Annotated in this window: 11 protein-coding genes; 10 read left to right on the forward strand and 1 reads right to left on the reverse strand. The window is 49.5% G+C overall.

The window, feature by feature from the left end; all coding sequences use genetic code 11:
• Positions 1–420 precede the first annotated feature (420 nt).
• From AC4MRN_RS15380 to manD, 4 genes are read left to right on the forward strand one after another with little or no spacing between them, the layout of a single operon-like run.
• Positions 421–1,434 (forward strand): C4-dicarboxylate TRAP transporter substrate-binding protein, encoded by a 1,014-nt coding sequence (locus AC4MRN_RS15380; protein WP_491203764.1) that lies wholly within the window; start codon positions 421–423, stop codon positions 1,432–1,434.
• Complete coding sequence (locus AC4MRN_RS15385; RefSeq protein ID WP_491203765.1) at positions 1,434–1,979, forward strand: TRAP transporter small permease; 546 nt, start codon at positions 1,434–1,436, stop codon at positions 1,977–1,979. Before AC4MRN_RS15380 ends, AC4MRN_RS15385 begins: the two co-directional genes overlap by 1 nt.
• Complete coding sequence (locus AC4MRN_RS15390; protein WP_491203766.1) at positions 1,976–3,247, forward strand: TRAP transporter large permease; 1,272 nt, start codon at positions 1,976–1,978, stop codon at positions 3,245–3,247. Before AC4MRN_RS15385 ends, AC4MRN_RS15390 begins: the two co-directional genes overlap by 4 nt.
• Before the next feature lie 14 nt (positions 3,248–3,261).
• The gene (gene manD, locus AC4MRN_RS15395; RefSeq protein ID WP_487966800.1) at positions 3,262–4,470 is read left to right on the forward strand and encodes a D-mannonate dehydratase ManD; all 1,209 of its coding nucleotides are present in this window, start codon (positions 3,262–3,264) and stop codon (positions 4,468–4,470) included.
• Positions 4,471–4,533: 63 nt separating this feature from the next.
• Here the strand turns inward: manD and AC4MRN_RS15400 are convergent, their stop codons facing one another.
• Positions 4,534–4,950 (reverse strand): globin family protein, encoded by a 417-nt coding sequence (locus AC4MRN_RS15400; RefSeq protein WP_073322598.1) that lies wholly within the window; start codon positions 4,948–4,950, stop codon positions 4,534–4,536.
• 357 nt (positions 4,951–5,307) lie between these two features.
• Here AC4MRN_RS15400 and AC4MRN_RS15405 point away from each other — a divergent pair, with 357 nt between their 5' ends.
• The 6 genes from AC4MRN_RS15405 to AC4MRN_RS15430 form a co-directional block, all read left to right on the forward strand.
• A complete protein-coding gene (locus tag AC4MRN_RS15405) occupies positions 5,308–6,222 on the forward strand; it encodes a M14 family metallopeptidase (protein ID WP_491203767.1) in 915 nt (304 codons plus the stop codon).
• A gap of 85 nt (positions 6,223–6,307) precedes the next feature.
• Complete coding sequence (locus AC4MRN_RS15410) at positions 6,308–6,481, forward strand: hypothetical protein (RefSeq protein ID WP_491203768.1); 174 nt, start codon at positions 6,308–6,310, stop codon at positions 6,479–6,481.
• 112 nt (positions 6,482–6,593) lie between these two features.
• Positions 6,594–7,532, forward strand: coding sequence for a tRNA dihydrouridine(16) synthase DusC (dusC, locus tag AC4MRN_RS15415; protein WP_073322593.1), 939 nt, complete (start codon positions 6,594–6,596; stop codon positions 7,530–7,532).
• A gap of 167 nt (positions 7,533–7,699) precedes the next feature.
• Positions 7,700–9,118 carry an amidohydrolase gene (locus AC4MRN_RS15420; RefSeq protein WP_491203769.1) on the forward strand — a complete coding sequence of 473 codons (1,419 nt, stop codon included), beginning with the start codon at positions 7,700–7,702 and terminating at the stop codon, positions 9,116–9,118.
• Positions 9,115–10,392, forward strand: a complete 1,278-nt coding sequence (locus tag AC4MRN_RS15425; RefSeq protein ID WP_491203770.1) for an amidohydrolase family protein — start codon at positions 9,115–9,117, stop codon at positions 10,390–10,392. Before AC4MRN_RS15420 ends, AC4MRN_RS15425 begins: the two co-directional genes overlap by 4 nt.
• Positions 10,393–10,753: 361 nt before the next feature.
• Positions 10,754–11,602, forward strand: an 849-nt coding sequence (locus AC4MRN_RS15430; protein WP_491203771.1) for a CHASE domain-containing protein, incomplete at its 3' end; no start/stop codon positions are given.

Genomic DNA, 11,602 nt, shown 5'->3' on the forward strand with positions numbered 1-11,602 from the left:
ACACCGCCCTTTCACGGCGGTAACAGGGGTTCGAATCCCCTAGGGGACGCCATATAAAAAGACCAGCTATCCAGCTGGTCTTTTTTTTTTGCGTATCTGCTACCTCAATTACTTCAATCAGTGTAAATCTGCGCTTTCATATCAAAGAACAAGCCGTCGACGATATTCATCAAACGCATTCTTTCATAAAAGTACTTACCTACGCAGCCAGTCGCGCTCGATGGTATCGGGTCGCTATTTCAATTATCAAGAAACCCGTTTTATAACGGGTCGCTTCAAGCATGCTTAGTCATAAAAAGTAATGGCAAAGCGGAATTGAAGAATGCCTGCGCTATTGAGCATCAGCAATGAAATCAGTATGTTTTACAGTCGCATTTTAATGCTGTTGGAGACAATGCTCATGTCTGGCCTGGTATACCTGTGAAGCAACCATTATGGAAAACCTGCCTTTTGTTCGCTCGGGTTGTACTTGCGTTTTTAGCTTGCTACATGCCAGCGCAGGCCACCACGTTAAATGTGGTAACAGCACTGAGCCAGAACGACCCGATGTATCAGGGCTTACTTCGGTTTAAGCAGGCTGTAGAACAAGGTTCTGACAACCAGATCAAGGTTCGTCTCTTCGTAGGCTCCCAGTTGGGCAACGACAACGACATTCTGGAACAAGCGATGGCTGGCGCTCCTGTTGCGGTGTTGGTTGATGCTGGCCGGTTATCTTTTTATAAGCCTGAAATTGGCGTGCTGAGTGCGCCTTATCTTATTGACAACGTAGAACAGCTCAATGTGCTGGTTCAGTCGCCGATGTTTGAACAATGGGCCAATGCCCTGGCAACACAGTCCGGTATCAAGGTATTAGGATTTAACTGGTGGCAGGGGGAACGGCATGTGCTTACCAATAAGCCGGTTTTCACGCCTGACGATTTAGATGGTGTGCGGCTACGAACGATTGGCGCACCCGTTTGGATAAGTACCATTCGTGCGATGGGCGCCACACCCACCCCTTTGAGTTGGGCCGAGGTCTACAGTGGTTTGCAGCAGCGTGTTATCGATGGGGCCGAGGCTCAGCATGCGGGGACTTTTGGAGCGCGGTTATACGAGGTCATTGGGTATGTGAACAAAACCCGTCATATTCATTTGATTTCCGGCTTGGTTGCCAGTAATCACTGGTTTAAACGCCTAAGCAAGGCTCATCAGAATTTAGTCCAAAAGAGCGCCCTTGAAGCTGGCGCGTTTGCCACGTCATTGGTACAGGCTCGGCAGTCCGAAATAGAACAGGCATTAGCTGCGGCGGGGGTGGAAATAGTTGAACCTGACATCGACGCCTTTAAAGATGCCACACAACAAGTTTACACCGAATTAGGCTATGAAAACGTGTATCAGCGTATTCAGCAATATCTGGCTGAACAAATGGGCGTTGATATCAGGGAATCTCATTGATGTGGGCTCAAATCGAACGCGGTATCGCGGTAATGTTGCTGGCCGCTATTGTGTTGCTGGTCTTATTAGCGGCAATATTGCGCACTGCAGGGTATCCGATCATATGGTCTGTGGACATCGCACAGCTGTTATTTGCCTGGTTGTCTGTCATTGCAGCCAACCACGCACTTCGGCAAGGAAGTCACGCCAGGCTGGATATTCTGATGAATCGCTTGCGCCTGATTAATCGTTTGCGGCTGACTTTGGCGCTAAACCTGATAAGCATGAGCTGCATGTTGGTTGTAGCAGTTTTCGGTTTTCAGTTAGTCGGAATAAATCCCGCCAGAACTCTGGGTAGCACTGCTATTCCTTATGCGTGTGTAACCGCCGCGTTACCTGCAGGTGCAGTACTCATGCTCGTAACGCTTCTACAGCAAAGTGTCAGGGTGTTTCATTGTTTGCGTAAACCGGGTGATACCTTGCAGAATCCGCCAGCGTTTTTAGCAAGCGAATTGACGCCTGAAACGCATCCCATTAACAAAGCAGCGAAGGAGTCGCTTTCATGAGTGGTGTGGTGTTCCTCATATTGCTGTTGCTCGGCCTGCCGCTGGCATTTACATTGATTGCCAGCGGAATGGTGTACTTTGCTCAGAACCCGGAATTACCAACAGCGGTTGCGGTACAGCGCATGGTAGCGGCGAGCCAGAGCTTCCCCTTATTGGCTGTCCCGTTTTTCATTCTGGCCGGGCATGTGATGAACTGCTCAGGCATTACTAAACGGTTAATTCATGTTTCGAATTTGCTGGTTGCCTGGATAAGCGGAGGACTCGCCCACGTGACCATTGTGCTCAGCGCACTAATGGGCGGTGTGTCTGGTTCGGCGATAGCTGACGCGGCAATGCAGGCCCGAATTCTCGGAGAGCCTATGCAGGCCTCAGGGCTGAGTAAAGGGTTCAGTGCGGCAACCATTACGGTAAGTGCACTGATCACTGCTTGTATTCCCCCCAGTATCGGTCTGATTTTATATGGGTACATGGGCAACGTGTCGATCGGTAAATTGTTTCTGGCCGGGCTCATCCCCGGACTGTTGCTTACACTGGTCTTGATGCTTGTGGTTTATCTTCAGGCCAGGAAAAAAGGGTTTGCGCCAACACAGGCTAATCCGCCTTCATTTAAGCAGATCCTGGAGGCGATAAATCAAAGCAAATGGGCACTGCTGTTTCCTGTCTTACTGATCGTTACTATTCGGTTTGGAATTTTTACCCCCTCTGAAGCGGGCGCGTTTGCGGTACTTTATGCTTGTGTTGTTGGTCGGTTCGCGTATCGGGAACTGACACTGTCTGATATCACAACGTCGTTGTCTGAAAGCGTCAGTGACATCGGCATGATCATGCTAATTATCCTGGCATCCGGCGTGGTAGGGTATGCTATCGCTTATGAGCAACTACCTGTTTCACTTACGCTCGCGGTGACGCAAGTTACTGAGCAACCTCAACTCATATTGCTTATGGCATTGGCTATCTTGCTCGTAGTTGGTGTGGTGATGGAAGGCACCATTACCGTCTTGTTGCTTACGCCGATATTGGTACCACTCATGCAGTCTGTCGGTGTTGACCCAGTCCATTTCGGCATACTGATGTTGATAATGGTGACTGTGGGGGGCACCACGCCGCCAGTTGGAATAGCAATGTACGCAGTGTGTAATATTCTTCGTTGTTCTACCACTGACTATGTTAAGGCTGCTGTGCCATTGTTTATAGCGGTACTTGCACTGGTTGTCGTGCTGGCACTGTATCCGCCACTTGTTTTGTTTTTACCCGAACTCTTATTCTGACGGGAGCCATAATCATGAAAATCCGCGACGTTAACGTCATCGTTTGTTCACCGGGCCGCAATTTTGTTACGTTAAAAATTACCACCGATGAAGGAGTTTATGGCATCGGCGATGCTACGCTCAACGGGCGAGAAAAAAGCGTGGTGAGTTACCTGGAAGACTACATTGCTCCGGCTTTAATAGGGAAAGATCCTCACCGCATTGAAGATATCTGGCAGTTTTTCTATCGCGGTGCATACTGGCGACGTGGACCCGTGGGGATGACTGCTATTGCAGCGGTAGACACGGCGTTATGGGATATAAAGGCTAAGGTAGCGGGTTTGCCATTGTACCAGTTACTGGGCGGCCGAAGTCGGGATAAAATCATGGTATACACCCACGCGAATGGCGCTGATATTCCGGCAACACTGGACGCCGTAGGTAAAGCCATTGAGGACGGTTACAAAGCGATACGTGTTCAATCGGGTATTCCCGGTGTAAAAAGCACTTACGGGGTGGCGAAAGAAGGCCAGAAGTACGAGCCGGCCGATGCAGACCTACCAACGGAATCGGTATGGTCGACTGAGAAATACCTGAACTTTGCGCCGAAGTTGTTTGCCGCGGTGCGTGAACAATACGGTGACGATATACATCTCCTTCACGATGTGCATCACCGTTTAAGTCCTATTGAAGCGGCACGTCTGGGTAAGTCGCTGGAACCTTATCACCTGTTCTGGATGGAAGATCCGGTAGCGGCCGAGAACCAGCAAGGCTTTAAGCTGATCCGTGAACACACGACGACGCCCATTGCGGTAGGAGAGGTGTTTAATTCTATTCACGACTGTCAGGCGTTAATACAGAATCAGTGGATTGATTACATCCGCTCCACTGTTGTACATGCCGGCGGGATCACGCAGTTACGCCGTATTGCCGATCTGGCCAGTTTGTACCACATTCGAATGGGATGCCACGGCGCGACGGACTTGTCGCCAGTTTGTATGGGGGCCGCGCTGCATTTTGATTACTGGGTGCCGAATTTCGGTATTCAGGAGCACATGCCACACAGTGAATTGATGGAATCGGTGTTCAGTGTCAGCTATAAGTTTGATGACGGTTACTTCACTCCGGGAGAAACGCCAGGGCATGGTGTCGATATAGACGAAGAACTTGCCAAAAAGTACCCGTACAAACGTGCATGTTTGCCGGTTAACCGGCTTGAAGACGGTACTCTTTGGCATTGGTAATTAGCACTAGGATCATGACAAGCAGCACATCCGAGTGGTTGTTTATTTGTAAGGGTTGAGCTATCAGGCAACCTGCGTTTTTGAGGCTTCTTTCATGACGCCTGCCAGCAGGGTGTAGACTTCTGTCCAGGCGGCTTCTACTTCCGGTGTGAAGTCTTCGGCCAGCCCTTTATTCAGCGTCCATAGCAGGGCAGTCCCCACCGTATCGTAGTGACTGTCCTGCACGCCGTAACCGACATGGCGTGCACCAAGTTGCTCTACGGCCGGAACTAGCGCATCGAGATTGTTCAGACCATTCACTGCTACTCCAATCATTTGCATCAGTTTTTTGCCCTGCTCGGTGATGTCTGACTTAAACAGGGGTCTAAGCGACGGATCAAGTTCAAACAGTTTGGTGTAAAACAAGGATGCAGCGGTCCCTGCTATAGGTACGACTTGCTGAAAGGTAGATTGAACCAGTGAAATTGTTTTCGCGTCCATAAGAAGCCTCGTTATTGTCGGTATCACGTTTTTTAAACAAAAATGCCCCTTGGCTATCAGGTGATCGCCAAAGGGCACGTCGTTGTGCAAATCAATGTCGTGGTGCAGCTAAGCAGCGCCAGTTTAGTACCATTGGTAGTTAGTAATCCCCGAAGCAATACCTGAGCCATATCGTTACTTATTGAAATGGTTAGTAAATTAACTCTACAGACAGCGCATGTTGCACGATAATTGTTCAGGGTGGCAAGTTGATAGGGCAGTGGAGTCTGAACAAATTCAGGTGCTTACTGAATGCCTGATCGCGTTTATGCTAAGCTACAGTCTATTTTTTAATTCAATAAAATGATGAAGGTGACTATGTATCCAATTGGTACGCCCGGAACGCCATGGGGTGAGAATGAAAAACGCCAGTGGCTTGAACTTCAGTCTGTTAAACGCAGTTACGCAGAGGAAGTGCTGACAAAGTTAACGGCATTGCCAGAAACGTTGACCCGGGTTCAATATGGCGCGTTACCCTACGATACCGAGCGCTATCCGTTGTATGCCTTGCTGTCTAAAAGTCCCGTTGATGGCGCACCGTGGGTTCTAATTACCGGTGGTGTGCATGGTTACGAAACCAGCGGTGTACAGGGCGCTATTTTATTCGCTAACGAATACAGTGCGGCTTATAACGGCAAAGTCAATTTCGTTATCGTGCCCTGCGTGAGTCCATGGGGCTATGAAACGATTAACCGCTGGAATCCTAAAGCCGTTGATCCTAATCGTTCATTTAAACCTGATTCACCGGTAGCTGAATCCCAGTTGCTTATGGATTTTGTCAATTCACTGCCATTTGACATCACGTTGCACGTGGATCTTCACGAAACCACCGATACCGATAACAGTGAATTTCGACCCGCCTTGGCCGCCAGAGACGCAATTGAGCAGAAGACCTGGAACATCCCGGACGGTTTTTATTTGGTTGCCGATACACAGCAGCCCTGTATTGCTTTGCAGGAAGCCATGATCCGCGAAGTTAAGCAGGTAACGCATATTGCACCGGCCGACGACAGTGGCCGCATCATTGGTGAAACCCTGCTTTCAGAAGGCGTCATCGGCTACGACAAGAAAGCCCTGTTTTTGTGTGGCGGGTTTACTAACGCCCCCATGTGTTCAACCACAGAAGTATATCCGGATAGCCCGTCAGCAACCGATGAGATTTGCAATTTGGCTCAGGTTGCAGCTATTGGTGGCGCATTACGGTATTTGCTATCTGACGCCAACGCACAATAATTTGCGATAAAATTACAAATAGACGTTTGGAATTCTAGACGTCTAAACGTATAATCCCCTTATTCAAATGAATGAGGGGATGGTTGTGCAGTTTGTAGCCTTACTTTACGACGGTATAAGTCAGCGATTTGTGCGAGTAGAAGCACAAGACGAAAAGGCGTTCTTCAGTTCGCTGGACAAGCAATATCCTTGCTATGTGTGTCTGTGGCATAGCCATGAAGCTACCGCAGTGCAGGCTTCAGTGCCGCAACAAGTGTAATTCCTTTACCTTTACGACTACCGAAAAAACCAATAGCTCACCACATATTTACTGGGCAGCGTGATGTTTGCTACACTTCGCGGCCAATTTTTCACCGAGTTCCCAGACTACTATGAGAGTGTACCTAGCCCCGATGGAAGGGGTCGTCGACCATTTAATGCGTGACATGCTTACCCGTGTAGGCGGGTTTGATCTGTGCGTAACAGAATTTGTGCGTGTGGTTGACCAAAAGCTCCCTCATAAAACCTTTTACCGACTTTGCCCGGAACTGCACAACGACTGTAAAACACCAAGCGGTGTGCCGGTTAAAATACAACTGCTGGGGCAGCACCCTGAATGGCTGGCTGAAAATGCAATGACGGCCGTGGAACTGGGGTCGCCGGGTGTTGACCTGAATTTCGGCTGCCCGGCAAAAACCGTGAACAAAAGTAAAGGCGGGGCGGTGTTGTTGCAATACACCCAACAGCTTCATGATATTGTTTACGCAGTACGTCAGGCGGTGCCTGCTCATTTGCCGGTGACAGCGAAGATCCGTCTGGGCTACGAAGACAAGTCTTTGGCTATCGACAATGCAGTGGCTATTGATGAGGCTGGCGCCAGTGAGTTAGTCGTGCATGCCCGTACAAAAACCGAGGGCTATCGACCGCCGGCTTACTGGGATTGGATCAAGAAAATTAAAGCGGTCACCCGCTTACCCGTTATCGCCAATGGTGAAATTTGGAATCACGACGATGCAGTGCGTTGTATGCAGGCGTCGGGGTGTGATGATCTGATGATAGGCCGAGGGGCACTGGCCATGCCCAATCTGGCGCGGCATATCCGTGGTGAAGAAGCCCCCATGGCGTGGCAAGACCTTTCACAATTACTCATTGATTACTCCGGGTATGAGATTTTTGGTGACAAAGGTCGCTATTACCCAAACCGCATTAAGCAGTGGTGTGGCTATCTTAAACGCCAGTATCCTCAGGCAGAAACGCTGTTCAGCAATATCCGCCGTTTACAAAAAGCAGACGAGATTGTAAACGTATTGCGACAGTCCGCACATCTTTAAGGTAAGCCGTCCTCGCTGAACTTGTTGCTTCAGCTTCTTTTCGCTAACGTTATAGTTTACAGCGCTGCGCCTATGGTATGGCGTTGTGGGCTTGGCTCCATCAATTGTCGGCTACAACAGGTGCCGGGAACTGGTGAAAACAACACACTATAACGGATCCAGGAAAGATGAATAACACACATAAACGACTCAGTATAATGATGCTGTGTTGCTGTGCGTTTTGGTTAACAGCGTGCTCTGAAGACAAAGCCGCTAAAACCGAACAGGCAGCAAAAGTCAGTATCGATAAAAATCCCTTCCCAAGCCGCTACACACCGCTGGCGGGTGAACCCACATTGATCACTAATGTCACGATACTCGATGGCATTGGCAACAAAATAGACAAGGGGATGGTGTATTTTGCTGACGGCAAGATAGTTGAAATTGGCGAGACGTTGTCGGTACCAGATGGTGTTCGTACCATTGATGGTCAGGGAAAGTGGGTTACGCCAGGGATTATCGACGTTCACAGCCACCTTGGTGTGTACCCGAATCCCTCTACGCATTCTCATTCTGATGGCAATGAAATTGTGAAACCCGTAACCGCAAACGTATGGGCCGAACACTCAGTCTGGCCGCAGGATCCCGGATTTGGCCGGGCACTTGCCGGCGGTGTCACGTCGCTGCAAATCCTGCCGGGCTCAGCCAATTTGTTCGGTGGACGTTCTGTAGTGTTAAAAAACGTGCCTCATCGCACCATGCAGGAAATGAAATTTCCAGACGCTCCCTATGGTTTGAAAATGGCCTGTGGTGAGAACCCCAAACGCGTATATGGCAAACGCGGTGGTCCGTCTACCCGAATGGGGAACGTTGCCGGGTACCGACAGGCTTGGTCCGATGCGCAAGACTACATGCGCAAATGGGATCAGTACGAAGCTGATTATGAAGCAGGTAAAAACCCGAAAGCACCCAAGCGCGATCTCAATTTAGAGACGTTGGCCGGGGTATTGGCTGGTGACATCCGCGTGCATATGCATTGCTACCGCGCCGATGAAATGGCGGTAATGATGGATGTAATGAAAGAGTTTAATTACCAGATTTACTCGTTCCAGCATGCGGTAGAAGCTTACAAAATTTCTGACATTCTGGCTGAGAACAACGTGTGTTCAGCCATGTGGGCTGACTGGTGGGGCTTTAAAATGGAAGCCTACGATGGGATTCGTGAAAATGTGCCCATGGTTCACAATGCTGGCGCCTGTACCATCGTGCATTCAGACAGCGATCTGGGAATACAGCGACTCAATCAGGAAGCCGCTAAGGCCTGGGCCGATGGACGTCGTGCGGGCATAGATATTCCACAGGAAGATGCGTGGATTTGGCTGTCGGCGAACCCTGCTAAATCGTTGGGGATTTTCGATAAGACTGGCTCTCTGGAAAGCGGTAAGAATGCCGACCTGGTCATGTGGACTGCGAACCCGTTTTCCACTTACGCAAGAGCGGAAAAAGTCTATATCGACGGTGGTCTGGCCTATGATCTTAACGATCCGCAAAGCTGGCCAGTGGCTGATTTTGAGTTGGGACAAGTTGGTGAAGGAGACAGTAAATGAAGACGTTTGTATTAACTGCTGCGCTTCTTTGCGTAAGTGCGACCGCATTAGCCGATAAAATTGCTGTTGTCGGTGGCAAAGTGTTCACTGGAACAGCCCAGGGCACACTGGAATCTGCGACGGTTCTGATCGATAACAACACGGTGGTGAGTGTTGCCAATGGGGCAGACGTCCCGGCTGGATATACCGTGATAGACGCCACAGGTAAATATGTAACGCCGGGTTTGGTTGGCGCATATACCCAACTTGGCTTGGTGGAAGTCGGGATGTCGGCTGGCACTGTAGATAGCTCAGTAACCACGTTGCCAATATCTGCCACCGGAGCGGCTTACGATGTTAGCTATGCCGTGAACCCTGATTCGTCGCTAATGGCAATCAGCCGGGTGGAAGGTGTCACATCTGCGGCAACCACTATTTCTCGTACCGAGTATTTATTCCACGGGCAGGGGGCGGTGATCACCCTTGCAAGCGATGCTCAGCCTGTACTGAAGTCAAAAGCCTTTGTGGCAGTTAATGTGGGTAATGCAGGAGCCGATGATGCGGGTGGTTCGAGAGCGGCAGTGTGGGTAATGCTGGAAAACGCTATCAACGAAGTGCAAGAGGCACCGAAGAGCTTGTCGCCAACGTCTGACTGGCACGGCATTAACAGTCGTTTGGATGTGAAAGCTCTCAGACCGGTCATAAAGGGTGAAGTGCCTTTACTGATCCACGCCGACCGCGCAGCAGACATTCGCCAGGTGATCGCATTTAAGCAGCGCCATCCGGGAATGAATGTTGTACTGGTTAAAGGTATGGAGGCCTGGCGTGTTGCTGACGAGCTGGCCAGCGCAAAGATTCCGGTCATTATTGATCCAGAATTTAACCTACCTGGTGGATTTGATCAGATGGGGGCTACACTGGCCAACGCGGCGCGATTGCACAATGCCGGCGTTACCATTGCTATTGGCATGGAAACACACAACATCCGACTGGCAACACAACATGCTGGTAACGCGGTTGCTCATGGCCTGTCACACGAGGCCGCGTTGGCAGCACTGACGGTGAACCCTGCTCGTATTTTTGGTATGGAGGGGACTATCGGTAGTCTGGCTAAAGGCGCTCGTGCGGATCTGGTTATCTGGAGCGGCGATCCGCTGGAAGTCACTGAAGCAGCAGAGACGGTGCTGATCAATGGAAAAGTCATTGAACATACCTCTCGTCAAATTAAGCTTCAGGAGCGTTATCAGTCATTTGCTGATACGCCACAAGCGTCGCAGTACATCAGATTAGACTGATTGCCAGGTGAGCGTGGTTTTGTGGTGTCGCTGGGAGATGCCCGAATAACGAAACTGACATAGTCAGACACAGCGCTAACTAAGAATCTGTTGGTGAAATCACTAACAAACAGAGCCTCGCAGAAGCGGGGCTTTTTTTATTTTCTACGATAACGCTTTAAAAAGTATAAAATTTCATATTGTTCTTCATAAATACATCAACTACATTACATCAGGCTGAACTAAAATACTGACGAATTGCTATAATACAGTTGAATAATCACGGTTGTGGTTGATACTTAGGTCGTAGTCAATCCATGAGGGGGGATTGTAAGTGCAAGACAACCGTTCGCTTTTAGGCGGCAAATTTGTATAAAATTCAATGACTGTTAAGACGTTTCCACTGCGTATTTTTGGCGTCATTGTGTTACTGGCTGTTGCGTTAACGCTGGTTGCGGATTTTCTGGCATCCAAATGGGAGCGTGAACAGCAAATTAACGACGTTACTCAACGACTTGCTTCTCTGCGCGCGAATCTTGAATTCGAACTCTATACCAACATAGAGCTGATGCGTGGTGTATCTGCGTACGTCTCGCTAAACCCCGAACTGGAGCAGGACGAATTTTCTCAATTTGTAGGCGGTTTGCTGGCCCAGCGCAATAGCATCATCAATATTGGTGGAGCAAAAGATTTTGTTGTTCAGATGATCTACCCGATAGAAGGCAATGAAAAGGCCAGAGGTATTGATTATCGAGATATCCCGGCACAGCGTGATTCTGTCTTCAAAGCCATTTCGGTAAGGAAAACCATCCTGGATGGGCCGGTAAATCTGGTTCAGGGAGGCGTCGGTCTCATTGCGCGTTTACCAGTATTCGTGGGCGATGAGACATGGGGTGTCATTTCAGTGGTGCTCGATTATGACAGTGTCATTGAACGTGCCGGCCTGACTGAAGAGCACGGTCTGAACCTGGTCCTGAAAAAAACAACAGACCAGGGTAGTGTGATCCGGATCTTCGAAAAAAACGTGTCCGCAGAACTCGAACGCCCGGTGACATTGCCTGTTAAATTACCCTATGGTCAGTGGCAATTAGAGGCGGAACCAGCAACAGGCTGGACAGAAACCCATTTTCATCCGGTCTCCTGGTTTATCGCTTTGCTGTGTACCGCTATTGCCATTTACGTTGCGCAACTGCGAGAAAACAACAGAGCGTTGCTCCGCAAGTCTTTCCAG

Source organism: Marisediminitalea sp. (assembly GCF_984433645.1).

What these genes read in the sequence shown, in the direction of transcription:
- AC4MRN_RS15425 (WP_491203770.1), top strand. Translation starts at nt 9,115, where the DNA reads ATGAAGACGTTTGTATTAACTGCTGCGCTTCTTTGCGTAAGTGCGACC.
- AC4MRN_RS15390 (WP_491203766.1), top strand. Translation starts at nt 1,976, where the DNA reads ATGAGTGGTGTGGTGTTCCTCATATTGCTGTTGCTCGGCCTGCCGCTG.
- AC4MRN_RS15405 (WP_491203767.1), top strand. Translation starts at nt 5,308, where the DNA reads ATGTATCCAATTGGTACGCCCGGAACGCCATGGGGTGAGAATGAAAAA.
- manD (WP_487966800.1), top strand. Translation starts at nt 3,262, where the DNA reads ATGAAAATCCGCGACGTTAACGTCATCGTTTGTTCACCGGGCCGCAAT.
- dusC (WP_073322593.1), top strand. Translation starts at nt 6,594, where the DNA reads ATGAGAGTGTACCTAGCCCCGATGGAAGGGGTCGTCGACCATTTAATG.
- AC4MRN_RS15400 (WP_073322598.1), bottom strand. Translation starts at nt 4,950, where the DNA reads ATGGACGCGAAAACAATTTCACTGGTTCAATCTACCTTTCAGCAAGTC.
- AC4MRN_RS15420 (WP_491203769.1), top strand. Translation starts at nt 7,700, where the DNA reads ATGAATAACACACATAAACGACTCAGTATAATGATGCTGTGTTGCTGT.
- AC4MRN_RS15385 (WP_491203765.1), top strand. Translation starts at nt 1,434, where the DNA reads ATGTGGGCTCAAATCGAACGCGGTATCGCGGTAATGTTGCTGGCCGCT.